Consider the following 25,389-nt stretch of genomic DNA (forward strand, 5'->3'; position numbering starts at 1 on the left):
ATGGCTATAGTTCCGAAACGAAAAACCTCCAAGCAAAGAAAACATAAGCGAAATTCTCATTCAGCATTAACATTGCCAAACCTTGTGAATTGCAGCAATTGTTCTAATAAACAATTACAACATCATGTTTGTCAATTTTGTGGATTTTATAAGAATCGTAAAGTTGTAAATTTCCGCGCGATTAATGATAAACATTAACAAGAAAAAAAATTTAAAAATTTTCTTGTTAAAATAAAATTTTATAGTATAATTACTTTTGGTTTTATTTTGCCGATTTAGCTCAGCGGTAGAGCAGCTGGCTGTTAACCAGTTGGTCGCAGGTTCGATCCCCGCAATCGGCGCCATTGGCCCGTTGGTGAAGCGGTTAACACACATGGTTTTCATCCATGGATTCACGGGTTCGAGTCCCGTACGGGTCACCAAAGTTTGGAAGATTAGCTCAGCTGGGAGAGCAACGCCCTTACAAGGCGAAGGTCAGGGGTTCAAGTCCCTTATCTTCCACCATTAGCCACTTTAGCTCAGCAGGCAGAGCAGTCGCCTTGTAAGCGAAAGGTCGTAGGTTCGATTCCTATAAGTGGCACCATCTTTTTAGATAGAGTTTCTAAGTTATGCGCGCAAGTGGTGAAATGGCAGACACGCTAGATTTAGGCTCTAGTGCCTTCGGGCGTAAGGGTTCAAGTCCCTTCTTGCGCACCAGCTTAAGATCAACTTTTAGTTGATTTTTTTATTTTTATAATAATGGTTACATTCCTTTATAAGCCAAAAAATATTAGTTCTGCGACTTTTTTAAGAAAATGAGCAAAAATAAACTCAATCAAAAAAGCAGGTCACTCAGGAACTCTCGATCCTTTTGCATCTGGTCTGTTATTAGTCGCTACTGATGATGATACAAAATTATTGCCTTATTTAGATCAAGAAAACAAAACTTACATTGCGCAAGTTAATTTCGGTTTTTATTCAACAACTTTTGATGTAGATGGGGAAATTTTTGCCTGTAAATCTGGAGCTTGGGTCACAAAAACAATGCTCGAGTCCAAATTGCTTGAATTAGAACAGCTAGAATTACAGGTTCCGCCGATTTTTTCAAGCAAAAAAATTAGCGGCAAACGTGCTTATGAATATGCGCGAAATGGTAAAGATATAGAATTAGCTCCTATTAAAATAAAAATATCTAAAACCATTTTATTAGAATTTAATGAAAAAAAACAAATTGCAACAATACTCTGAGAAGTTTCAAAGGGTTGTTATATTCGTTCACTCGCCAATGATTTAGGTAAAATGTTGAAAACGGGTGGATATTTGTCTGAATTAGAGCGTGTTAAAATCGGTAATTTTGATTTTTCATTTGTGAATTTACCTTTAAAAATACAGAATTTCCTTGATTTTCCACAAATTTTAGTCAATTCGGGTCAACTTATTGAACTTTTAAATGGTAAGAAAATTAATTATTTTACCAAAGACAGCGAATTTATTCAGCTTGTTTTTGATGAACATTTAGTTGGTTTTGGCAAAATAATTAATAATGAACTAATACCAAAAAAAATTTTTGGTAACAAAGTTAAAAACTTAATAAAAATTTAGGCTTATAATGAATAAATTTAAAATTTTTGCAACAGATATTGATGATACAATTGTGCCCCATGGTGGTCAAGAAATTCCTGAAAAAATAAATTTGCTTTTTGCAAAATTAAAAGAGAAAAATATTATCACAACTTTTGTAACTGGCCGTGATTTTGTTACAATTGGGGAATTAATTAATGCAAAAAATGTCGATTACTTCATTGGAGCCAACGGTGCTTTCATTTTTGATTTCAAAAAAAAGCAAATGATTTATGAAAATCCTATTAAAATCAGTGATTTTTTAAAAATTGTTGAGTTTTTCGATCAGCACAAAATTCGCTACATAATTATGGACTCTGAGTGAATTTATACCTCAAACTACTTTCCGGGGCATTCTTCAAAGTTTTTAAGTCCATATTTTGATCGAATGAAACCATTAAAAATGTGTAATTTTAAAAATAATTTCCACATTTTTACAGTTGTTGATGATCAGGACACAACTTCTGAAATACAGTTAAAATTTGAAGAATTTGCCGAAAAAAATAATCTAAATGTTAGCGTCAGCTCAAGGTGATCATGAGGATTTTTCATTGGCGCAAAAAACGTTGACAAAATGCAAACTTTGGAAATTCTTGCAAAAATGCATAATGTTGAAATTCACGAAATTATTGCCTTTGGTGATTCACGAAATGACACAAAAATGCTAAAAAACGTTGGTTTCGGTATTGCAATGGAAAACTCAACAGTTCCAGAGGTAAAAAAAGCTGCAAAAGATATTGCCCCACCTGTTGATTCTTTTGGCGTTTACCTTAAAGCAATAGAATTAAACATAATTGATTAAAATGACAAAAGTCTTTTATTATCCAAGCTCAAAATTTGATTTTGCTGATCCTGTTTTTGTTCTGGGTGGATTTGAATCATTTCATTTAGGTCACCTTGAACTCCTTAAAAATGCAACAATTTTAGGGCAAAATATTATCTTAATGCTGATTAGAGATCCGTCAAAACTACCAAAAAATACAGGCAAAAATTTCACTGATCTTGATGCTCGTATTCAAATGATGGCTAATTCTGGCGTTAAAAATATTTTAATTTTTGACTTTGACTCCAAAATGCAAGAACTTGATGGCCAAGAATTTATTGAAATTTTTTTAAATTATGGTGCTAAATTTTTTGTTGTTGGCAAAAATTTTAGTTTTGGCAAAAACGCTAGTTGAAATTCGAAGAAATTGCAAAATTTCTTCCCCAAAACTAAAATTATTGATCATTTAGCCGAAAATAATAAAAAAATTTCAACAAAAAATTTAAAACTTTTCCTTGAATTTGGTGACTTTGAAAATTTAAATAAGTTTTTGGCTTCAAATTTTTTAGTTAGCACCTCAATTAGTCCAGAAGGAAAATTTACTTGAGATCCAACATTAATTTGTCCTGCTCCAGGGATTTATCTTGGCTATTTTGTTAATATAAATGAAAATATAAAATTTCCGGTCATTATTCATATAGAATTTGATAGCCCGACCGGAAAAGTTCATTTTTTTGAACAGCCAAATGCACATTCATGTTTTCTCGAGATTATCAAACAGATTCGCCTTATTTATTCACAAAAAAACAATGTCTTGAAAGATCAAGACATTGAAAATGCAAAACAATTATTCAAAGAAAAACACACAAAAATTAGTCAAATTTAGTTTTTCTATGTCAAACACGCATAAATTCGGTATATAAATCTGAGCGGTTAACATTTAGTTCTCTTTGAAGTTTTGTAGTTAATAAGTCTGCCACAAAAAGTTGGGATATTTTTGCACCAATTGAAAAAAGACTATTATTTTGCTCTAAATTATCAATATAAACAACTTCTGAATATTGAGTCGGCTCGAGTGAAATATTAGAAGTAATAAAAATAGTGTAAATTTGTTGTTGCTTTAATAGTTTAGCAATCGCAAGTGCACTTTTTGAGGTCATAGAAGTTGAAAAAATAAATAAACAAGTATTCATAGGCGAATCAACTCAGGCAGCAATATCAGTGATTGAATTAGCCCTAAAAGCATTTAAGTGTAAATTTCTTAAATTATGTGTAAATTCAGTTGCGGCAACTACGGATGCGCCCGCACCAAAAACAATAATTTTATCCATTTTTAACATCAAATTAGCAATGCGATTAATTTGATTAACATCTAAAATTGCCAAAGTTTTTTCAATACTGTGAGCATAAAGAAGATTTATGTTCTCAATTTCATCATTTTCGTTATATAAATTGTTTTCTTTATCGATTTTTAGTCATTCAATTACGAATTTTTTTAGTTCTTTAAAATTATTAAAGCCAAGTTTTTTAGTTAATTGAGTAATTGTTCCGACGCTAATAAATAAAATTGCAGCAAGTTCGTTAATTGTCAGTTCCACAAATTTTTGTGGTTTTGTTTCTATGAAACGAATTATTAGTTTTTCAATATGTGTTAATTTAAAATTTTTCGAAATAGTAAGTACACTCATAATAATTTAATTATACTAAAAAAATAAAAAAAATTATATAAATTTTATAAATTTTTATACTATTAAAAAAATTTATAAAATCAAGGGCTAAAACTCCGAAAAAATTATTTTCAAACACAATTATAAAGTAAATTTAGCACATTTTTTTATATTTCATTAAAGTTTATCTCACATTTTATGATTCAACCTTAATTTTTATAAATTTAATATCAGCAAACCATTTTTCAACAAAATTTTCTGAACTAAATTCGCTTTTGATATGATCTTCAGGTTAAATTCACCAAAACTTTTACTCTTTTGGCGCTTCTTTTCCTTTCTTTTTATAAGCTAATGATTTTATTCCTAAAAATTCGTAGTGTTTTTGAAATACGTACGTGGATACAAAATTTCCCTCATTTTTGTAAATCTTATATAGGGCGTCGCGCCCTTTTGCTTTTCGATTTAAAATGAAAGTTTTACGAATTCACTCAAGTAACTTTTCATCATAAATCATTTCCTTTGGTGGTTTTTTCACCCTTATTTTTTCATAAATCGAAGTACGATTAACATTTAAAATACTAGAAATTCTAGTGCTATTTTCGATTTTATCTTTATATTTTTCTTGTTCTTGTTTTCGTTTTTTAAGCTCCTCAACAACAATTGCGTGCTTAATCCCTGATCTTCTAAGAACATTTTCCACTATTTCTTGATAAATTACACGATCATTTTCAGAAAGATCGTTAATTGTATATTTCTTTTTTGGTTTGCGTGGAGATTTGTTTTTCCCACCAGCACTTATTGGACTTTTCATACCATTATTATAATACTTTTTTTGCCAATTTACTATCAAATTATTACCATATATATGCAAATTTCATTCTTTATGCAGATTTTTACTTTTTGATTTATTTTGTAAATTTGTCTAAATTTTTCTTTAAAAGGTAAAATTCAATTTTTAATCCTTTAGTTTTGGCAATTTTAATGTATTTAAATTTCTCTTCAACTGCGAATTTGTATTGTTTCATTTTGACACACCTTTTTTCGAATGCGTCTAAAATTCGTATACTAAATTACTTACTTTTTTTTTTTTTTATTGTATAATTTCTTATTAGAATAAAACAAAATAATACTGACACTACATTTTTACACTTATAGATTTAAGCTATAAATTAGTAAAAAAATGAACAATTTCATAATTTGGAGGACTTAACTAAATAATGAAAACATTTAAAATAAACGAGCGATTATATCTTAAACCTACAGACTCATATCAAGTTGCTTATGAACAGTGGTATGCATTCGAAAAAAAGTTATCGTATTAAAACCTTATAACCTTACTTATCAACAATTACAAAGTACACCTATTAGAATAGCATTTTGTGAGGTTTATTTTGATGGACTTATTGCCGAAGTTAGAATTACCCGCCAAACCCAAATTATCGAACTTTTTAAAATACTTCAACGCTTAAATTTTTCTGGAAATTTAATTACTAATGTTTTAAACGCAATACTAAAGAATTGAGAAGATCAATTTAAAAATAAAGACCTAGAACTTGTAACTTTCGCAAATACACCAGGTGAATTTTACAAATCAGTATTTAATGAAAAACATGAACCTTTTCCAAAAGGTCGTATTGATCTCGAATTCTACTAACGAGCTAGTTATTGCATTCGCTTTTAAAACCCAGACTGTAATAAATAATAAGTAGGCAAAAAGCTATTTAATGAACACTGCATGTAAAGAGGCATATAAGTAGAACCAAACTTACAAAATAGAAATAGACCACATCCAGACTATTAAAAACAGAATATTTTATTTTAATAGTACTAATTTTGACCTAAGTACTATTAAAACATTTTTTGACTATCTATTTCATTTAAGAGCTACACAAAAATAAATATATTTTTTCATAATTTAAAGAATTTTAATGATTTTTTGTGAGTGTTTATAATTTTGTGTTTTAAATTTTTATGCATTTTTCAAATAGAAATCTAATTTAATTTTGCATTATTTAACAAACTAGGGAAAATAATTTCAAATTGTTTTTTAATTATGTGGCAATTTCTTTCCTGCATTTGTCATTTTTTAGATCCGTTTTGGAGCGTTAAATAAGTTATTTTTGAAAGGCAATTCACACTTTGAATTCCCCTTTTATTTTTGTATTTTCCTAATTAATTTATTCACTGATTCAATTGAATTTGTCGTATAAATTCCTTGCCTTAATTCATATGGATATTTAAAAAATGTCGTTAATTCAACCAAATTTACATACCAAGATTTGATAATTTAATTATATTTTTGGTATAATTTTTTCGCAAATTCACCAAGATTTTGCATTGCAAATTCTTGATTATTTGCTTGATAAATCTTTTTCATATAAGAGGTAAAGTTCTTTTTTGTCCTTGTTAGAAACTTTTAAAAGTGGTTTTTAATTTGGTGAACAACACATTTTAACATATGCTTGTGGGAAAACCTCTTCAATTGCTTGACTAATTCCGTTTAGATTATCACAAGAAATTATTAGAACATCTTCCAGACCGCGAGTTTTTAGTTCGCTAAAAACATCAAGTCAATTACTTTCTGATTCGGTATTTTTAATCCAAAATCCCAGTACTTTTTTATTGCCTTGCCAATCAATTGCAAGAATAAGATAAAGTGATTTTTTGACAAAAACACCGTTTTCTTTAACATCAAAAAACATGTCATCAATATACAAAATTGGATAGCAATTCTCAATTTTTTGCGATTTTCACTTTTCAATTTCGGGTAATAATTTGTCAGTAATTGAAGAAATTCAGGTGCTACTTATTTCATTTTTATAGATATTTTTTATTGTGTCAACTATATTTTCATATGACATCCCTGATGCAAAAAGCGAAAAGACTTGCTCTTCGATATCTCCTAAATTCTTTTGGTATTTACCGGTGAATTTATTCTGAAAAGTGCCATTTCGATCTCTTGGTATTTTTAGACGAATATTATTACTATTATAATTCACAGTTTTGACCGAAAACCCGTTTCGCTTATTGGGTCTATGCACACCTTTTTTACTTCGGTTGTGTGTTTCATAGCCTAAATGTTGGCTTAATTCCACATTTAAGAGCATCTCAACAAAAGTTTTAAACATATGCGAAATTTCGTTGTGAAAATCTTCTTTTTTTAATTTTTTATAATCAGCGTATTTGCTAGCAATTTTTTCAACTTTTAACTGCGATGGAGATAAATTTTTTTGCTCTTTTTTCATATTTTGGTCCTTTACATAAATTTTATCAAAAAAGATTTACATTAGAACACAAAATAACTTAATATTATCGAAATTGATGGGCAAAAAATTTCTTTTTTTACTTGATAAGGTAAAAAAAGAAATTTTTTATTTTATACATTGATATTTTTAAAGGGTGTGTTCATAATCTTGTGTTTTAAATTTTTATGGATTTTTCAAATAGAAATGTAATCTAATTTAATTTTACATTATTTAACCGATTAGGGAAAATAATTTCTAATTGTTTTTTAATCATGAATCAATTTCTTACCTTTTGTCATTTTGTAGATGCGTTTTGGAGAGTTAAATAAGTTATTTTTGAAAGGTAATTTACACTTTGAATTCCGCCTTTTGTTTTTGTATTTTTCCTAATTATTCTATTCATTGACTCAATTAAATTTGTCGTATAAATTGCTTGCCTCAATTCATATGGATATTTAAAAAATGTCGTTAGTTCAACGAAATTTGTATACCAAGACTTGATAATTGAAGGATATTTTTGGCCTCATTTTTCCGCAAATTTATCAAGATTTTGCATTGCAAATTCTTGATTAGCCGCTTGATAAATCTTTTTCATATCAAGGACAAACTCTTTTTTGTCTTTGTTAGAAACTTTTAAAAGCGAGTTTCTAATTTGGTGAACAACACATTTTTGAACATCTGTTTGCGGGAAAACCGCTTCAATTGCTTGACTAATTCCGCTTAGATTATCGCAAGAAATTATTAGAACATCTTCCAGCCCGCGAGTTTTTAGTTCGTTAAAAACATCAAGTCAATTACTTGCTGATTCGGTATTTTTAATCCAAAATCCCAGTGCTTTTTTATTTCCGTCCCAATCAATTGCAAGAATAAGATAAAGTGATTTTTTGACAAAAACACCGTTTTCTTTAACATTAAAAAACATCCCATCAATGTACAAAATTGGATAGGAATTCTCAATTTTTCGCGATTTTCACTTTTCAATTTCAGGCAATAATTTGTCAGTAACTGAAGAAATTCAGGCATTACTTATTTCTTTTTTATAGATACTTTTTATCCCGAGTTTCCCAGTTTCATAAGGTAATTTTAAAAAAGTATCCGGTTTTAGGGACTTTTTTAAGTTTTTTGGTAAAAGTTGGTTACAATTTTATTAGTGATTTATTAAGATATCAAAGTAAAAATCATATCTATTTCAAATGTTTGGATCGCTAGGGACACCATCGTGTTTTTTAAATATAATTTGCTGATCTAAAGTGTTAAATTCAACCCTTTGTCTTAATTTTTGCAACATCGATACTAAACCAACTTAGTTAATTTTTGTTTTTTCATAATTTATAATTATACCATAAAATTACTTAAAATGCTACCAAATGCTACTTATAAAATTAAGGTTTTACATTAAAAAAACACCGATTTACGGGTGTTTCTTCATATTTATATTCACTAAAAAGTGAATTTTTGTCTTAAAACTGGGAAACTCGGGAATAAGATAAAGTGATTTTTTGACAAAAACACCGTTTTCTTTAACATTAAAAAACATCCCATCAATGTACAAAATTGGATAGGAATTCTCAATTTTTCGCGATTTTCACTTTTCAATTTCAGGCAATAATTTGTCAGTAACTGAAGAAATTCAGGCATTACTTATTTCTTTTTTATAGATACTTTTTATTGTGTTAACAATATTTTCATATGACATTCCTGATGCAAAAAGTGAAAACACTTGCTCTTCGATATCGCCTAAATTTGTTTCGTATTTACCGAGTAATTTGTTCTCAAAAGTGCCATTTCGATCTCTTGGTATTTTTAGACGAAAACTATTATGATTATAATTCACAGTTTTGTCCGAAAATCCGTTTCGCTTATTTGGCCTATGCACGCCTTTTTTGCTTCGGTTACTTTTTTCATAGCCTAAATGTTGGCTTAATTCCGCCCTTAAGAGCGCCTCAGTAAAAGTTTTAAACATATGCGAAATTTCGTTGTGAAAATCTTCTTTTTTTATTTTTTTATAATCAGCGTATTTGTCAACAAGTTTTTTAGCTTCTAACTCAAATGGGGATAATGTTTTTTGCTGTTTTTTCATATTTTGGTCCTTCATAATAAATTTTATCAAAATAAATTTACTTTAAAAACACAAAATATTTAACATTACCTTTTTAAAATTTTAGACAAAAATCGAATTTTTCAGCTAAATTTTGGTCTAAATTATGCAAAACTAACAAGACGGTAACATCTTGCTCAAGTAGCCAATTTATAAGATTATTAATATTTGATTTGTCAAGATTTGAAAAACCTTCATCAATAATTAATATTTTTTTTGTTTCAAAAACATGACTTGCAAAATTAATTAACTGTTTTTGGCCAACTGATAGATCTGTTTTTTCTTGGTAATTAATTAAATTTTTATTTTTTAGCTCATTTAAATTAACTAAATTAATTAATTCATTGATTTTTCCAAGATCAGTTTTTGAATAAAAACTGATATTTTCAGCTAAATTACCCTCAATTAAGGACGGACTATTATCAATAAAACTTATATTTTGAACAATATTTTTATCAGAAATTGTTTTTAAATTAGTTGAATTGAAAAAAATCTCACCTTCATAATCGCGCTCGATACCCATTAAAATCTTTAAAAATGTCGATTTTCCAGAGCCATTATCGCCTTGAAGCAAATATTTTTTGCCGCCTATAATTTCAAAATTAATATTTTCTAGCACTTTTTTGTCTTCATAGTCAAAATTCAAGTTTTTGACGCTAATTTTATGAATTTTTTCTGTAAAATCATCAAAATTCAAGTTTGTTTTAGGTTTATTTTCATTTAATTTAGAATCTTTAAATTGTTTTTTCAGTGATAAATATTGAACACTCACAACAATAAAGGTGTTAAAATTACTGATAAATAACTGATTGGCACTATTGATAGTTACCAATGCAATAATTGTTGATGCAGGATTTTCATAATAAATTCCCAAAAAAATGATTGCTAAATCCGTTAAAATTAAAAATAATTTGCGAATTGTTAAATTTATATTTGTATTAAATTGATCCCACAATCTATATTTTCTTTGCATAAAACTTGCGTTTTTTGATGTTGGTGTTAGGATTTTTTTTAGTAAATGAATTTTACCGAAAAATAAAAATGCCTCAAATTTATTTAGTTTTTCGCTAAATTCGCTGTTTAAATTTTCAAGCGAATCTAGTTGTTGTCTAATTTTTTCACTAAAAAATTTTCTAAAAAAAACGGGAAAACTAATTCAAGCCAAAGTCAAACCAAAAACTATTGATCCAATTATTGGATTTATATAAAAAATAGTTGCCAAAATTGCTATAATTGGAAAAATTAAAGAAATAATATAAAATAAAAATGCAAAAAGTGTCTCGCCCTTTGTGAAAGCCTCATTAAAAAACAATGAAAAATAGTTTCCAGGCGTATTTTTAACATATTCCTTATATGATAAATTGTTAAATATACTCAATTTTTCTTTAATTAATTTTACCGCACTTAATTGTCCAAAAATTCTTGAAAAAAGTGAATTATAAATAACGGATAAAAGAGAACTAATTATAATTGCAAACATATCTAACCCTAACCAAATTCACATTTTAATTTGATTATTGTCTGATAAAGCCTGGTATAAAAATCTTTTTGTAACTACTGAAAGACCAACGATACAAAATATAAAAAGTGAATAAAAAATATTAAAAATATGCAATTTAACTATTTTTTTCATGATTATTTTTCTCCAGGTTAATTATTTCATCAAAGCCTAATTTTTGCAAATCACTTATATGATGACTAACAAAAATAATAGTTAATTCGGGGGTTTTTTAACAATTGACCTATTAAAATATTTGAATAATCCTTCTGAATATTGTCAAAAGCTTCATCAATTAGTCAAAATTTAATAGGAGAATATTGGAGCCGTGCAAAAACAATTTTTTGTTTTTGGCCTTCTGAAAGACTATTAGTACTAATTTGGGTCTCAAGGTCAAAGTCAATTTCTAGTGATTTCAGAATTGAATTTAGCTTTTGATAATCTGGATTTTCTGCAAATAAAGTAATGTTGTTTTTGAGACTTGTATTAAAAATCAAATTTTGGTTATCAATAAGTCCAATTTGGTCTCTTAGATATTTTTGGCTCAATTCTTTTTGCTCATAGTTATTATTTATTAAGATTTTGCCTTCATAAGTGTCATAAACTCCAGAAATTATTTTAATTAGTGTGGATTTGCCGGCGCCATTTGGTGCTGAAATCAAGTATTTTTTATTTTTTTCGAAAATAAAATTGAAATTATCAACTATAGTTTTATCTTCAAATTTAAAACTAACATTTTGAAAATTAATACTATTAATAGGTTCTTCAATAATTATTTTTTGTTCTGACAAATTATTATCTTCAACAATTTTGTCATACAAAAATGACGATTGTTTGAATGAAAATAATCCGAGGACAATTTCTCCAATGTCAGAATGCAATTGATTTGAGTATAAAAGTAGTGATAGAAAAATCGTCAAACTATAAAAATTATAAAATGTTAAAACTGATATTTCCATTATAATAAATGCTATTGAAATACTAAATAAAAAATTTAATCAAACATTTAACTTTGTCAGTTTTTTATACTCTTTTATTTGTTTTTTGGAAAAATTTTTATAACTTGTGTAAAATAATTGTTTAAATTTTTCTATTTTATTGTGAAAATAGAATGATTTAAATGAATTAAGAAGTCCTAAATTATACTGTGAAAAAATTTCGCTATCTCTTGATAGATTCATGACAGGTTCTGATGCAAAATTGTTAATTTTTTGTTGAAAAAATAGCAAAACGAAACTTAAAATCATGGTCGATAAAATTAAAATTCAACTTCAATTTAATGACAAAACTATCATTAATGAGATTCCGCCAAAAATTGATATAAGTGGAGTTATTATGTTTAAAAAGTTACCAATTATTTCTAAAGCAAGTCTAAGATCGTAATTAAACCAGGAAATCATAGAATTTCTGTTAAATTTCAAGTTAAAATAGTGACTGTTTTGAATTTTTTTAATAATAATATCGCTTAATTTATTCCTGATATCCATTTCTAAAAGACTAAAAATCCAACCTTTTAGAAATGAAAAAAGGATAAAAATTCCAAGTGGTGCTATAAGCATAACCAAGGTGAAACCTAAATTAAGGGTAGGTTTTTCTTCAGCAAAAAATTCAATAACAAATTTATAACTAAAAATGTGAACTAGAAGACCTACTTCTTTTATAAATATTATAAAAATTATTAGTATGAATTTTGCTCTTGCTAGGTTGAATAATTTGAAAATGTTCATTTTTTCTCCACAATTATTCTAATTAAGATAGTATAAACATTTAGGGCAAGTAATTAAGCGAATAGTTCTGAAATTATTATTATAGAGGTATAAATTTTTGACTTATAATTATTAATTTTTAAATTTTTTTGGGGAATATTAACTAAAAAATCAGAAGTTTTATTAAAAAACTTGTCATTAAATAATGAAATTTTACTTAATATTTTTTCTGTTTTAGAACTTAAACATATAAAGTTTCTAGAAAATTTGTCTAACATGCCCAAAAAATGTAGTTTTGTCTGATTGTGGTAATAAAATTAAATGTAGGAATTTCATCGCATACACCCGCAATATTTTTTTGATAATTTTAACATTTTAATATAATTTTAAAAAGAAAAAACTAATAAAATTTTCTATGCTTTTTATTGGTTATAGGCATTAAATAAAACTAACTAAATCAAAAAAACTATGAATCTGTTGCATGTTATTAATCTTTCAGTATTTCAAATTAAAACTTAAAAATAATAAATAATATCTAATTTACTAAAAAACGAGACATTTTTTCTTGGCTTTAATAGTAATTTGTTTTTTTTAATCTTTACTAGTGTGAAGAAAATCTCCTTTTGCTTAAAAATTAAAAAGTTAAATTTTTTGTGCTAATTCAATGCAGCATTTTCGTATTAACTTAAAAATGTTTTCTTACAAATTATTATGCTAATTTTTTAACAATTTATAGGAAAAAATGAAATTTATGGTATAATTTGTTATCAAAGGAAAAATTATGCCAAAATATATTTTTGTCAGCGGTGGAGTTTTATCCGGGATTGGTAAAGGTGTTTCAGTTGCTTCGGTTGCTAATTTATTAAAAAATTGCGGCTATTCGGTTTATATTTTGAAACTGGATCCATATTTAAATGTTGATCCAGGGGTTTTATCACCTTATGAACATGGTGAAGTTTTTGTAACCGCCGATGGTGGTGAAACTGATTTAGATTTAGGTCATTACGAGCGATTTGTTGGTCAAAATTTTTCAAAAGATTCAAATCACACAAGTGGTAAAATTTTACTTTCAATTATTAAGAAAGAAAGAAAAGGTTTTTATCAAGGAAAAACTGTCCAAATAATTCCGCATGTAATTGATGAAATTATTTCGCGAATCAAAAGTGTTGGTAATAAATACCAAAGTGATTTTATTTTAGTTGAAATTGGTGGGACTGTTGGTGATATGGAATCAAATCCGTTTTTCTTTGCAGCTTCACAGATGGCCGCTGAGTCAAATTTTAAAAATGTGTTTTTTATTCACACAACCTACATTCCTTTTTTGAATGCTTCTAATGAATTTAAAACTAAACCGGCTCAGTTTTCTATAGCTGAATTAAATTCGCGCGGAATTCGTGCAAATGCGATTTTTTTGCGTCTTGAACATGATCAAATTGATGATCATGTTGCAAAAAAAGTTGCAAAAAGTGCCTTTTTGCCATTAGAAAATGTTATTGTAATTCCGAATCTTAAAAATATCTACCAACTTCCGTTGTTATTAGAAAAAAGTAACCTATTAAATGCTATTTTTTCACATTTTGAATTAGAACATAGACAACCTAAATTAGACAAATGGCGAGATTTTACTAATTTATTATTAAAAAAATGAGATAAAACAATAAAAATAGGTGCACTTGGAAAATACACACAATTTTTAGATGCTTATAAGTCAATTTTAGAAGCGCTAAAAATAACAGCCGCCTACCAAAAAATAAATTTAGAATTAGAATTTATTAATACCGCTGATCTAAACTTTTCAACTAGTCAGTTAGAAAAATTTGATGGAATAATAATTTTACCAGGTTTTGGTTTTCGTGGATTTGAAAATAAAGTAGAATCTGCTATTTTTACTTATCAAAATAATATTCCAACATTTGGAATTTGCCTTGGAATGCAAGCAATGACAGTTGCAATTGCGCGACTAAATGGGATTAAAAACGCACATTCAGCTGAATTTTTAGCAGAAAAACCTAACCAAACAAGTGTTCTTGATTATAATAAAATTGATGGTTCTAAACTTCAAATTGGTGGAACTCTCAGACTTGGTGAGTATAAGGTTGTTTTTGCGCAAAATTCCAGAATTGCCCAAATTTATGGAACTTCTTTTGCATATGAAAGACACCGTCATCGATTTGAAGTTGTTCAAAAATATGTTAACCAACTTGAGAATTCTGACTTTAGTTTTACTGGCCGAGATTCAGTTTCTAATTTAATTGAAGTTTGTGAATCTAAATCTCATATTTTTTATATTGGTGTCCAATATCATCCTGAATTTGTAACAAGACCGCTAGAATCTCACCCGCTTTTTAATAGCTTCTTTGAAACAATTATTAAAAATAAGTACTAAATTATTGTTTTTTTACTAATTTAAAAACAGGGGCAACATAATAAATCCCAGAAATCACTGATATAATTGCTGCAAAAATAGTTGTTAAATTAAATAAATAATAGTGTTTTATAAAAATTTCAGTACTAATTGAGTATCCAAGGAAAATAATAATAATCGCTAAAATTTGTAAAACTGTCTTTAGTTTTCCTAAAAAATTAGCAGCTACGTTAATATTTTTTTTCGCAAGAAAAATACGAAAGCCATCAACAATAATGTCGCGCAAAACAAAAACCAAAACAAGATATCACGGCGTTAATTCTAAATAAGATAAGAGAAAAAAGGTTGTGGTTGTCAGTATTTTATCAGTTATTGGGTCAAAAATTTTGCCTAATTCTGACTCAAGTCTAAATTTTCGGGCAAGGTAACCATCAAGAAAATCGGTCAAACTTGAAGCAACAAAAAAGAAAAACGCTATATAAAATAGCGAAAAATAATTATATTTGGAAAAAAGAAAGAGTAAAATAAAAATTATTAAGCCGCCAAGAAGACGAAAAAAAGTTAAAAAATTAATAAAATAAAATAAAATATCTATTTTTTTCTTCATTTTTTTCAAAAAGGTAGCTTAATCGGTTTTGTCGGAATGCGATTTTGATCAAAATATTGCTGACTTAATGTTGAGAGATCGTCAATTTTAACTTTTTTTTGTTTTAAATCAGCAATTAAATGACTATAGTATTTCAAAAAGCGGATTTTTTCGTCATTATATAATCCAAGGATAGTTTTGTCAAATTTTTTCAAATAACTAGCAAAATCAGTAAAATAATTAAGTTCCTTAGTATTATGTTTTGCTCATAAATTTGATTTACTTTTGGATAAAATATTTATATTATTGAAAAAAATTTTTTCAGTTTCATACCCTGTTTGAATAATTTGGGACACAACTTGATCATTTTGGAGAACCTCAAGGTGAACGCGTGCTAAATTGTTTACATCTGACATTTTAAGATTAGCGCCAACAACAAAATTTGATACTAAATCAATATTTTTTTCAATTATTACAATAATTCGTGCTAAAAAAATTGCTAAGGTTTTGTTGCTTAATTCCTTAAGTTCAGCTTTTTCTATCTTTAGTCGCCTTAATTTAAGACGATTTGAAATAAAACCATAGGCTAAAAATCCTATGATTAGTGTTGTGAGCAGTGCAATTACGACTATTAAATTAGTATCAACCATAAATAAAAATTAAAAAATATAGCTATCTATTTTGTTTTTTTCTTAAATTTTGCCTTAAAATTATAGGTATTTTTGCTTTCAGGATCAGGTTTTAGAAAGCGACATTTAGGAAAACCACTACATGCAATAAAACGCTGTGAAGTTTTTCGATTGTAACGATAAACCAAATCCATACTGCATTCAGGACATTTTTCACCAGTTGTTTCAATTTCCATAACTATTTTTTCAAGCGGTTTTGATGAATCTGTAATTTGCTCTATTTTTGTCCAAAAATTATCAAGAAATTCTTTATAATCTTGTTTTCCTTGAGCAATCAAGTCAAGTTCTTCTTCAATTTTAGCCGTAAAATTAGTATTAATAATATCTGGTGAAATTTTTAAAAGATTTTCCAAAACTATTCGCCCAAATTCGCTCGGAATTAACGCTTTTGACTCACTTTGAACATATAAGTGATCTTTAAGTTTTTTCACTGAGATTGCAAAAGTTGATGGACGGCCAACTTTGATATCATCTAACTTTTCAATTAAAGTACCATCATTAAATCTTGCCGGTGGTTGGGTTTCATGCCTGGATTCTTTAATAGTTTTCTCAAAATTTGACTCAACTTCAAATTTTGAGTCAACTAAATTATCTAATGATTCAAATTCAGGTTTGAATTTTAATTCAGGAAGTTCAGTTGCCTTGAAGTATCCATCAAATACAAATTCTGAAAATGAATAAGTAAAATTGTGTTTTTTTGAGGATGTTTTAAATAATAGACGGGTAATTTTCCGAACAGGAACTTCCATCATTGCTGCAAGTGTTGTATTATAAACTAATTGGTAAATTTGGAAATCTAGTTGACTTAAAGGATATTTTTCTTTTGCTTGTTCAGGGCTAAGTTCTAAATCTGTTGGTCTAATGGCCTCGTGGGCATCTTGATCACCAGCAAAACCTTTGATTGATTTAGCTATATAATCTTTACCAAAATTTTTTGAAATAAATTCGCGTCCTTTTTGAAGAAAAGTTTCACTAAGACGAGTTGAATCAGTTCTTGGATAGGAAATTAAACCATGATCTCCAAAACCTTCATAAAGTTTTTGTAGTGATAATGAAACAGAAGAAGACGAATACTGCGACATCTTTTTAAAAACAGTCGCTTGTTTTAAAGGTGAAATTTTAGCATCCTTTTTTTGGGAAACCTTAAATTCATCAAGAATTAGAAACGGATTAGCTTTAATTTCATTTGTGATTTCTGCCAGAGATTCTTGGGAAAAAATCCAGTCAGCTTTTTTGGACTCATTTTCAGGATTATAGTAATTAACCTCAAAAGAATTGTGTTTTTCATCTTTTAATAGAATTGAAAGATTAAAATAAACCTCGGGAATAAAAGCTTTAATTTCTTCTTCCCTTTCAACAACTAACTTTAGTCCAATAGATTGGACACGTCCAGCAGCAGGAATTTTAGGTGCATTTTGAATTTTAGTTTTTAACAACGAAGAAAGACGAAAGCCAATAATTCGATCAAGCATTCGTCTAGTTTGCTGGGAATTTACCAAATTTTGATTGATACGATCCGGATTTTCAAGAGCAGAAATAATTGCTGGTTTTGTAATTTCGTTATATTTTATCCGTTCATATTTATCACCGACATCTAGATATTCAACAAGTGAAGCACCAATTGCCTCACCCTCGCGATCAGCATCGGTTGCTATAATGACTGTTTTAGCTTTTTTTGCTAATTTTTTTAATTCAGTTACAGTTTTTCTCTTAGTTTTATCAATTACATAAGAAGGTGTTCAGGTTTTTAAATTAATTCCAAGCCCAAATTCACCGGTTTTAGCCAAATTTGTAATGTGACCAACACAAGATGTTACTGTATAAGATGAATCTAGATAAGATGAAATCGTATTGATTTTATTTGGAGATTCAACAATTATTAGCTTTTCCACGATTTAAGGACAATTTTAACTTTTTAATTCTTTTCTTTTAATTTCTTTAAGACGTGCAGATTTTCCAGAACGTTCCTTCATATAATATAATTTTGCGCGACGAACTTTGTTTGAACGGACAACTTCAATTTTGTCAACAAGTGGAGAATGAAGTAAAAATGTTCTCTCAACACCAACGCCGTGGGAAATTTTACGAACCACAAAGCTTGAAGATAGCCCATTTTTCTTAAATTTAATTACTAAACCTTCAAAAATTTGAATTCTACTTTTATTACCTTCTTGAATTTTAACGTGAACACGAACGTTATCGCCTGGCTGAAAAGTTTGGAAATCACGTATTTGGGTTGCTTCAACAATTTCCATTAATCTTGTTTGCATGTCTTACTCCTTAAAAATTTTTTTGTTGATTTATAAATTATAATAAAAAAAATTTATTTAACTATTTTTTTTCTTTAAATTTTATATACTTCTCTCATAAATCAGGGCGTTTTTTTTGGGTATTAATTTCTCTTTGCTTTTGACGCCAGGATTCAATTTCTTTATGATTGCCTGAAATTAAAACTTCAGGAACTAATAACCCACGAAAATTTGCTGGTCGAGAATATTGAGGATAATCTAATAAAAAATTATTAAAAGTTTCATTATCTAAAGAATTTGGGTTTATTACGTTTGGCTGTAAACGCGAAATTGCATCAATTATTGCCATTGCAGCTATTTCGCCCCCAGTTAAAACAAAATCACCTAAAGACAATTCAAAATCGATGAAATTATCAATAATTCTTTGATCAAAACCTTCATAATGACCACATAAAAGAGTTATTTCTGGCTCTTTTGCTAATTTTTTTGCAATATTTTGGTCAAATTTTTTACCTTGAGGGCTCAGAGCTATTTTTATGCCTCCAACCTTTTCAAGAGCATCAACAACTGGCTGAATTTGCAAAAGTAAACCAGGGCCACCGCCATAAACATAATCATCTACTTTTTGATGCTTATTTTGACTAAAATCGCGAAAATTAATAATATTAACTGATATATCTCCTCTTTGAATTGCCTTTCCAATGATTGATTCAGAAGTAAAGGTTTCAAAATAGCGGGGAAACAATGTTAAAACATTAATTTTCATCTTTTAAGTTTTGAAAGAACTTTATGCTGAATGTTTTTGTTCTAAAAAAGTTTCAAAAATACCTTTTTTAGAAAAAATAGTTCGCACAGTGTTTGTTGTTTGAGCGCCTATATGCAATCAACGATATGTTTTTTCTAAATTAACCCTAGCAACTTTTTTCTGAGGATCATAAAATCCAAGTGATTCAATAAAACGACCATCACGAGGTGCACGCACATCTGCGACAACTATTTTATAAATTGGACTAAATTTAGAGCCCATTCTTTGAAGACGAATTTTTACCATTTTAGTTCCTTTACTAGCTTTTTTGGGTTATTTTCATTAAGCAATTAAATAATTATATCATAAAATAATAAAAAAACAAATTTTTAAATAATTTTTGAGCGTGAAAAATCTAAAAAGATTAGCAAACACAGTTAATTTTATTGTTTCTTGAAATATATTAAATATTTAGTTAAAATATTCTCTAAGAAAAGTGGTTCTAATTTTTTTTAACAGTTGATTGTTGCGTTATAGCGATAAATTTTGTTTTTTTATGGTTATTTACTAAAACAAAGGAACTTTTTTCGAAGCTTTTCATCATAGGATTGATGTGGCTAGTTTTGCAAAAATCTTTGTTGATAAAATTATTTAAATCTAAATTGTTTCATAAATTTCCAAATTAGAATTGAATAAAGATATTTTACCATAAAATCTAAATTTTTTAAATTTAAACATAAAAATTTTAACTTAAAAAGTAAAATTACAAAATTTTTAAACTGCTTTTTAGTTAAAATACTGGCAAAAATCATAAAAAAAACTACTATTTAAACTCAATGCAAATAGAAAACTCGTTTTTATTTGCGTCGAGCCTAAAAAAACATATGAAGTTTTGAAAGAACAAAAACCAAAAGCCATAAATTTGTAGATTTCTAAACGGTTAAATTTAAGGCATTCCATCATATTTAAAAATATAATGGATAATTCGCACTGTCTGATTTTATTAGACAAAAAACATAACTAAGTCCCCCTTAATTCTAAAATCCAAATTTATTAATTATTCTTAGTTAGATTTATTATAACATAATTTTATTTTAGACCAAGCATTTTTTTTTTTTTTTGCAGAAGGTTAATTTTAGAATAATAAAATTAAGATTTTAGCGTCAAAAAACGTGATTTAGCGGTATTTTTGCGTATTTATATTCGCTAAAAAGTGAATTTTTGGCATCAAACTGTAAAACTCAGGAGTTTTGTTAATTATTCTTTTGTGGTTAAATATTAACAAAAGGTCTACTATAATTTCAAGGCGGTAAATTCTTTATTAAATAAAATTTAGTCACCCAATGAAATTAAAAATTCGGAAAAATATTGCAAAAATTTCAAATTGTGCTATAATTATTTTGCATTTTTAAATTAACAGCATTAAATATTGTTAAAAAAAATTCAAAATTTGTCAAGATTTGTGAGTATCCTGCTGTTGGTGAAAACATTAGATTTTGAATTCATTTAATAAATATTTAGTTTTCTCTTTTTAGTCTAAAAATGCAAATTAAATTAGTAAAAGGAGAAAAAATGTCACGCTATACAGGCCCAATTTTTAAAAAATCACGTCGTGTTGGCTTTTCTATTCTTGAAACTGGAAAAGAATTTGCAAAAGGTAAACAACGAAAATACGCACCAGGGCAACATGGTCAAAGACGTTCAAAACTTTCTGACTACGGTGTTCACCTTCGTGAAAAACAAAAAGTCCGTTTTATGTACGGTTTATCAGAAAAACAGTTTAGAAATACATATAAAAAAGCAACTAAAAAAACTGGTATTGCCGGAACTTTATTCTTACAGGCGCTCGAATCTCGACTTGATAATTCCGTATATCGCGCAGGATTTGCCGAAACTCGTCGTCAAGCTCGTCAATTAGTTAGCCACGGTCATTTTTTGGTTAATGGAAAAAAAGTTAATATTCCATCATATCAATTAAGACAAGGTGATACATTTGAATTAACTAAGTTAAAAAATGAAAAAATCCGTAAAAACGAGCAAATTTTAACAGCATTGGAAACAAAAACAGCCGCACCTTGGCTTGAAGTCGATAAACAAAATTTCAAAGTTGTTTTTTCTCGTCGTCCGGAACGTTCTGAGTTAAATCAGGAAATTAAAGAATCACTAATTGTTGAGTTCTACAGTAAATAATCTAATATTCTATATAATTGAAAAATCCAAACCTTGATTAGTTTGGATTTTTTTTGTTAAAAATGGTATAATTTAACAAAAAATAAGGGGGAAAAATGCCAAAAAAATTTGCTATATCTTCTGATCATGCTGGTTTTGAGAGAAAAAAAGAAATAATTCAATATCTTGAATCCTTAGGTCATCAAGTTACCGACCTAGGGCCATATAATGATGAGTCAAGTTCTTATGCAATTTATGGGAAAAAATTAGCTAATTTTTTACTTGAAAATGAAAATCAGATCGGAATTGGAATTTGTGGAACAGGTCTTGGTATGTCTTATGCGCTAAATCGTTTTAAAGGAATTCGTGCCGCAAGAGTAACAAATGAAAATGATGCTTTTTTGGCCAAATTACATAATAATGCAAATGCTCTAGCTCTTTCAGGTAGATTTAATTCCCTTGAAGAATCTAAAAAAATTATTGATAAATTTTTAGAAGCCCACTACGAAGCTGGCCGGCACCAATCTCGAATTGACGAATTGGACAAATAAAATGCCTGAATTGCCAGAAGTTGTAACCGTTGTAAATGCCTTAAAAAACGAGATTATCGGTAAAAAAATAGTCAATGTTTTGGCTAAAGATGAAAGTTTTGTAAAAGAAATTTCATTTGTTGAATTTCAAAAAATATTGAAAAATTCAACTATAATTGATGTTCAAAATAGGGCTAAACATATTTTATTTTTCTTAGATAACCAAAAAGTTTTACTCTCACATTTACGAATGAACGGGAAATATTTTACTTATAAGTACCCAAAATGAAATAAATTTGACTATATTTCCTTTATTTTTTCAGATAATTCAGTTTTAAATTATAATGATAGTCGAAAATTCGGGACTTTTGTTATTAGAGATCGTTTTAATTTATTCAAAACTAAACCCTTAGTCGATTTAGGACCCGAACCTTTTTATATAAATGTTGAGGATTTTTACCAAAAAGTCAAAAAATCAGCTCGCTCAATCAAATCGATTTTACTTGATCAGAAAATAATGAGCGGGCTAGGAAATATTTATGCTGATGAGGTTTGTTTTGCGGCTAAAATTTCTCCAGACAAAATTGCTAACCAAATAACCTTAGAACAAGCAAAAATAATCGTTGAAAAGAGCAAAGAAATTCTGCAAAAATCAATCGAATTAGGCGGCTCAAGTATAAATTCATATACTTCTTTGAATGCTAAAGAAGGTAAATTTCAAAATTTTTTGAAAGTGCACACTAAAAAAAATTTACCTTGTACCAAGTGCAATGAAAAAATTATAAAAGTTGTTGTTGGTGGCAGAGGAACTTATTTTTGTCCAAATTGCCAAATTGAATAAAAAAACCTATAAATTCATAGGTTTTTTTATTCAATTTTACTTTTTATTAGCTCTCAAAATTCCCGAGTTTCCCAGTTTTAAGACAAAAATTCACTTTTTAGTGAATATAAATATGAAGAAACACCCGTAAATCGGTGTTTTTTTAATGTAAAACCTTAATTTTATAAGTAGCATTTGGTAGCATTTTAAGTAATTTTATGGTATAATTATAAATTATGAAAAAACAAAAATTAACTAAGTTGGTTTAGTATCGATGTTGCAAAAATTAAGACAAAGGGTTGAATTTAACACTTTAGATCAGCAAATTATATTTAAAAAACACGATGGTGTCCCTAGCGATCCAAACATTTGAAATAGATATGATTTTTACTTTGATATCTTAATAAATCACTAATAAAATTGTAACCAACTTTTACCAAAAAACTTAAAAAAGTCCCTAAAACCGGATACTTTTTTAAAATTACCTTATGAAACTGGGAAACTCGGGAAGTGCAATGAAAAAATTATAAAAGTTGTTGTTGGTGGCAGAGGAACTTATTTTTGTCCAAATTGCCAAATTGAATAAAAAAACCTATAAATTCATAGGTTTTTTTATTCAATTTTACTTTTTATTAGCTCTCAAAATTCTTCTTCAGAGATTCTTTTAACACCTAATTTAATTGCTTTTTCTATTTTTGATCCGGTCGATTCGCCCGTTACCAAATAAGCCGTTTGTTTTGTTATTGATGTGTGAAAATATGCACCTGTTTGTTCGATAATTTTAACAAATTCGTGTCTTGGTTTGGATAATTTGCCTGAAATTGCAAACGATGTTCAACCAATTGAAGACGGTGAAACAGTTGGGTTTTTAAAATCAAAATTCACATTTTCAAGACAGTCAAGTAGTTTTTGATTTTCTTGATTATTAAAATAATCAGTCAGTGAACTAATTATAACAGGACCAAAATCATTTTGATTTTTTAGTATTTCAAAATCTAATTTTCTTAATTCAGGAATATTTTTGGCATATCTTGCAAGAATTTTAGCGGCTTTTATTCCAACATTTTTTATTCCTAAACCAAAAATTAACCTATGAAAATCGATGTTTTTTGCTTTTTCAACTTCATTAAGCAATTTAATTACTGACTTAATTTGTAAAGATGGAGCGCGTTTATTTTCTGAATTTAATTGACTTGGTTTAAATTCAGAATAAATTTTTTCAAGGTTGTTTTTAAGGTCAAAAATATCACAAATATTAGAAATAATTTTTTTATCTAATAGTGTTTGAATTCTTTTTTCTGCTAAAGTTTCAATATTTAAAGCAGCTTTTGATGAAAAGTGAACAATTTTTTGGAGAATTATGCCAGGACAGTTTTTGTTTTGACAAAATTGATCAATTCCTGATTCGCTAAAAATTAGTTCAGACTGACATTTGGGACAGTTTTTTGCAATTGAAAAGTTAGTTTTTTCATGTTTTTCAACACTTCCGATAATTTGCGGGATAATTTCGCCCGCTTTTTTAACAAAAACATCAGACATTAAGTTTAATTTTAAATTTTCAATATAAGAATAATTAGGCAAAACTGCCGAGGAAATAAGACTACCACCAAGATTTACGGGTTCAATTTTGGCATTATATGTGACTTTTCCCGTTCTGCCAATTGTGGGAAAAATTTCTAGTAGTTTAGTTTTTGCAACGTCATCTTCAAATTTAAAGGCAATAATACTGTGAGGAAATTTTGACGTAAAACCTAACTGATCATAAAGGAAAAACTCATTAATTTTGATAACAACGCCGTCAATATTGTAATTTAGTTGGTCTCTTTTTTGCTTAATTTGAGCAATAAAGTCAAAAACTTCGTTTAAATTATTGCATTTTTTTTGAAAATCATTAGTTTTAAAACCTAATTTTTTTAAAAAAGTGATTGCCTCTGACTGTCTAAATATTTTATGTTTTTCTGGTTCTACAAGTGTGTAAAAAAATCCGCTTAAAAATGAAAAATCATCGCTATTTGAATCTTTTTGGTTCTTTTTATATCGTCTAAGAATTCCGCTTGCGGCATTTCGAGGATTTTTAAAGACATTTGTCTCAGTTTGTAAACTTTCAAAGGCAAAATTATCTATGTAAATTTCCCCTCTTATTTCAAGGTCATCAAAATAATCTATTGACTTAGGGATGAATTCATCTTTAATTTTAAGGACATTAACTAAAACATCCTCGCCAAAAACGCCATCGCCACGAGTCAGTGCTTGAATAAGTTGGCCGTTTTTATAAATTAGTGAAAGTGAAATTCCATCAATTTTTGGCTCGACAAAAAAAGTTACATTTTCTAAAATTACCATTGCTTTTTGGGCTCATTTTTCAAGTTCAGATTTTGTATGAGCCTTATTGAGCGATAACATCGGAACTGAGTGTTTAATTTTGGCAAATTTTGATGTAATTTTGCTGCCAACTTGTTGGCTTGGCGATGAATTAAGTTCGTCTAAAGTAAAAAGATAGTAATATTTTTGCTCCAAATTTATTAATTCTCTCAGCTTTTTGTCATAAATTAAATCATCAACAAGCGGATTTTGCAGTTGATAATAATGATGATTTCAAATTTCAATTTGCTTTCTTAGCTCAAGAATTTCATTGCGAATTTTAGAATTATTTTCCATGA

At 27.9% G+C, this 25,389-nt stretch carries 24 protein-coding genes, 5 tRNA genes and 2 pseudogenes; 16 read left to right on the forward strand and 15 right to left on the reverse strand.

Features of this window, described 5'->3' with window-relative positions:
• The 9 genes from rpmF (at nt 1) to V3249_RS03135 (ending at nt 3,248) form a co-directional block, all read left to right on the forward strand.
• Nucleotides 1-198 carry a 50S ribosomal protein L32 gene (gene rpmF / locus V3249_RS03095; protein ID WP_277446666.1) on the forward strand — a complete coding sequence of 66 codons (198 nt, stop codon included), beginning with the start codon at nt 1-3 and terminating at the stop codon, nt 196-198.
• Between the two features lie 71 nt (nt 199-269).
• Nucleotides 270-344 (forward strand) — tRNA-Asn (locus tag V3249_RS03100).
• 2 nt (nt 345-346) lie between these two features.
• Nucleotides 347-422: transfer RNA gene (locus V3249_RS03105), tRNA-Glu, on the forward strand.
• A 6-nt stretch (nt 423-428) separates the two neighbouring features.
• Nucleotides 429-504: transfer RNA gene (locus V3249_RS03110), tRNA-Val, on the forward strand.
• Nucleotides 505-507: 3 nt separating this feature from the next.
• Nucleotides 508-583 (forward strand) — tRNA-Thr (locus V3249_RS03115).
• A gap of 29 nt (nt 584-612) precedes the next feature.
• Nucleotides 613-696, forward strand: a tRNA-Leu gene (locus V3249_RS03120).
• 42 nt (nt 697-738) lie between these two features.
• Nucleotides 739-1,581, forward strand: coding sequence for a tRNA pseudouridine(55) synthase TruB (gene truB / locus V3249_RS03125; RefSeq protein ID WP_337896946.1), 843 nt, complete (start codon nt 739-741; stop codon nt 1,579-1,581).
• 7 nt (nt 1,582-1,588) lie between these two features.
• Nucleotides 1,589-2,401 carry a YcsE-related riboflavin metabolism phosphatase gene (locus V3249_RS03130; protein WP_337896945.1) on the forward strand — a complete coding sequence of 271 codons (813 nt, stop codon included), beginning with the start codon at nt 1,589-1,591 and terminating at the stop codon, nt 2,399-2,401.
• Between the two features lies 1 nt (nt 2,402).
• Nucleotides 2,403-3,248, forward strand: coding sequence for an FAD synthase (locus V3249_RS03135; protein ID WP_337896944.1), 846 nt, complete (start codon nt 2,403-2,405; stop codon nt 3,246-3,248).
• Here V3249_RS03135 and V3249_RS03140 read toward each other — a convergent pair.
• Both V3249_RS03140 and V3249_RS03145 read right to left on the reverse strand, forming a co-directional pair.
• Nucleotides 3,235-4,050 carry a MurR/RpiR family transcriptional regulator gene (locus V3249_RS03140; protein ID WP_337896943.1) on the reverse strand — a complete coding sequence of 272 codons (816 nt, stop codon included), beginning with the start codon at nt 4,048-4,050 and terminating at the stop codon, nt 3,235-3,237. The two genes, V3249_RS03135 and V3249_RS03140, sit on opposite strands and share 14 nt — an antisense overlap.
• A 289-nt stretch (nt 4,051-4,339) precedes the next feature.
• The gene (locus V3249_RS03145) at nt 4,340-4,840 is read right to left on the reverse strand and encodes a hypothetical protein (RefSeq protein ID WP_337896942.1); all 501 of its coding nucleotides are present in this window, start codon (nt 4,838-4,840) and stop codon (nt 4,340-4,342) included.
• A gap of 477 nt (nt 4,841-5,317) precedes the next feature.
• Here V3249_RS03145 and V3249_RS03150 point away from each other — a divergent pair, with 477 nt between their 5' ends.
• Entirely contained in the window at nt 5,318-5,683 is a 366-nt protein-coding gene (locus V3249_RS03150) for a hypothetical protein (protein WP_337902468.1), read from the forward strand.
• 338 nt (nt 5,684-6,021) lie between these two features.
• Here the strand turns inward: V3249_RS03150 and V3249_RS04230 are convergent.
• The 6 genes and pseudogenes from V3249_RS04230 to V3249_RS03185 all read right to left on the reverse strand — a co-directional run bounded on the left by V3249_RS04230 (nt 6,022) and on the right by V3249_RS03185 (nt 12,597).
• Nucleotides 6,022-7,222: pseudogene (locus V3249_RS04230) on the reverse strand (IS256 family transposase).
• Nucleotides 7,223-7,485: 263 nt separating this feature from the next.
• Nucleotides 7,486-8,265: an IS256 family transposase gene (locus V3249_RS03165; RefSeq protein ID WP_341517487.1), complete on the reverse strand. Its 780-nt coding sequence runs from the start codon at nt 8,263-8,265 to the stop codon at nt 7,486-7,488.
• A 156-nt stretch (nt 8,266-8,421) separates the two neighbouring features.
• Nucleotides 8,422-8,562, reverse strand: coding sequence for a hypothetical protein (locus tag V3249_RS03170; RefSeq protein ID WP_252263094.1), 141 nt, complete (start codon nt 8,560-8,562; stop codon nt 8,422-8,424).
• A 192-nt stretch (nt 8,563-8,754) separates the two neighbouring features.
• A pseudogene (locus tag V3249_RS03175) lies at nt 8,755-9,299 on the reverse strand (transposase); the annotation flags it as partial.
• 128 nt (nt 9,300-9,427) lie between these two features.
• Nucleotides 9,428-11,005 carry an ABC transporter ATP-binding protein gene (locus V3249_RS03180; RefSeq protein ID WP_341517489.1) on the reverse strand — a complete coding sequence of 526 codons (1,578 nt, stop codon included), beginning with the start codon at nt 11,003-11,005 and terminating at the stop codon, nt 9,428-9,430.
• 65 nt (nt 11,006-11,070) lie between these two features.
• A complete protein-coding gene (locus V3249_RS03185) occupies nt 11,071-12,597 on the reverse strand; it encodes an ABC transporter ATP-binding protein (protein ID WP_341517490.1) in 1,527 nt (508 codons plus the stop codon).
• A 760-nt stretch (nt 12,598-13,357) separates the two neighbouring features.
• Here V3249_RS03185 and V3249_RS03190 point away from each other — a divergent pair.
• Nucleotides 13,358-14,962, forward strand: coding sequence for a CTP synthase (locus tag V3249_RS03190; RefSeq protein WP_337897025.1), 1,605 nt, complete (start codon nt 13,358-13,360; stop codon nt 14,960-14,962).
• 1 nt (nt 14,963) lies between these two features.
• Here the strand turns inward: V3249_RS03190 and pgsA are convergent, their stop codons facing one another.
• From pgsA to rpsP, 6 genes are all read right to left on the reverse strand, one after another.
• On the reverse strand, nt 14,964-15,548 hold the full coding sequence (pgsA, locus tag V3249_RS03195; protein ID WP_337897024.1) for a CDP-diacylglycerol--glycerol-3-phosphate 3-phosphatidyltransferase: 585 nt from the start codon (nt 15,546-15,548) through the stop codon (nt 14,964-14,966).
• Nucleotides 15,533-16,177, reverse strand: a complete 645-nt coding sequence (locus tag V3249_RS03200) for an MHJ_0274 family protein (protein ID WP_337902633.1) — start codon at nt 16,175-16,177, stop codon at nt 15,533-15,535. Before V3249_RS03200 ends, pgsA begins: the two co-directional genes overlap by 16 nt.
• A 26-nt stretch (nt 16,178-16,203) precedes the next feature.
• Nucleotides 16,204-18,108 carry a type I DNA topoisomerase gene (topA, locus tag V3249_RS03205; protein ID WP_341517491.1) on the reverse strand — a complete coding sequence of 635 codons (1,905 nt, stop codon included), beginning with the start codon at nt 18,106-18,108 and terminating at the stop codon, nt 16,204-16,206.
• 15 nt (nt 18,109-18,123) lie between these two features.
• Complete coding sequence (gene rplS / locus V3249_RS03210) at nt 18,124-18,486, reverse strand: 50S ribosomal protein L19 (RefSeq protein WP_010320873.1); 363 nt, start codon at nt 18,484-18,486, stop codon at nt 18,124-18,126.
• Nucleotides 18,487-18,547: 61 nt separating this feature from the next.
• The gene (trmD, locus tag V3249_RS03215; protein WP_337897021.1) at nt 18,548-19,231 is read right to left on the reverse strand and encodes a tRNA (guanosine(37)-N1)-methyltransferase TrmD; all 684 of its coding nucleotides are present in this window, start codon (nt 19,229-19,231) and stop codon (nt 18,548-18,550) included.
• A 21-nt stretch (nt 19,232-19,252) separates the two neighbouring features.
• On the reverse strand, nt 19,253-19,516 hold the full coding sequence (rpsP, locus tag V3249_RS03220; protein ID WP_258824858.1) for a 30S ribosomal protein S16: 264 nt from the start codon (nt 19,514-19,516) through the stop codon (nt 19,253-19,255).
• A 1,266-nt stretch (nt 19,517-20,782) separates the two neighbouring features.
• Here rpsP and rpsD point away from each other — a divergent pair.
• The 5 genes from rpsD (at nt 20,783) to V3249_RS04235 (ending at nt 23,315) form a co-directional block, all read left to right on the forward strand.
• Nucleotides 20,783-21,400, forward strand: a complete 618-nt coding sequence (gene rpsD, locus V3249_RS03225) for a 30S ribosomal protein S4 (protein ID WP_010320876.1) — start codon at nt 20,783-20,785, stop codon at nt 21,398-21,400.
• A gap of 95 nt (nt 21,401-21,495) precedes the next feature.
• Nucleotides 21,496-21,930, forward strand: coding sequence for a ribose 5-phosphate isomerase B (rpiB, locus tag V3249_RS03230; RefSeq protein WP_341492502.1), 435 nt, complete (start codon nt 21,496-21,498; stop codon nt 21,928-21,930).
• Between the two features lies 1 nt (nt 21,931).
• Nucleotides 21,932-22,750 (forward strand): DNA-formamidopyrimidine glycosylase, encoded by an 819-nt coding sequence (gene mutM / locus V3249_RS03235; RefSeq protein ID WP_341517492.1) that lies wholly within the window; start codon nt 21,932-21,934, stop codon nt 22,748-22,750.
• A 253-nt stretch (nt 22,751-23,003) separates the two neighbouring features.
• Nucleotides 23,004-23,144, forward strand: coding sequence for a hypothetical protein (locus V3249_RS03240; RefSeq protein ID WP_252263094.1), 141 nt, complete (start codon nt 23,004-23,006; stop codon nt 23,142-23,144).
• Nucleotides 23,145-23,255: 111 nt separating this feature from the next.
• Complete coding sequence (locus tag V3249_RS04235; RefSeq protein WP_425355592.1) at nt 23,256-23,315, forward strand: zinc finger domain-containing protein; 60 nt, start codon at nt 23,256-23,258, stop codon at nt 23,313-23,315.
• Nucleotides 23,316-23,341: 26 nt separating this feature from the next.
• Here V3249_RS04235 and ligA read toward each other — a convergent pair whose 3' ends face one another.
• On the reverse strand, nt 23,342-25,387 hold the full coding sequence (gene ligA / locus V3249_RS03245; RefSeq protein WP_341517493.1) for an NAD-dependent DNA ligase LigA: 2,046 nt from the start codon (nt 25,385-25,387) through the stop codon (nt 23,342-23,344).
• Nucleotides 25,388-25,389 lie beyond the last annotated feature (2 nt).

This window comes from Mesomycoplasma ovipneumoniae, assembly GCF_038095995.1.
GTDB lineage: Bacteria > Bacillota_I > Bacilli_A > Mycoplasmatales > Metamycoplasmataceae > Mesomycoplasma > Mesomycoplasma ovipneumoniae_F.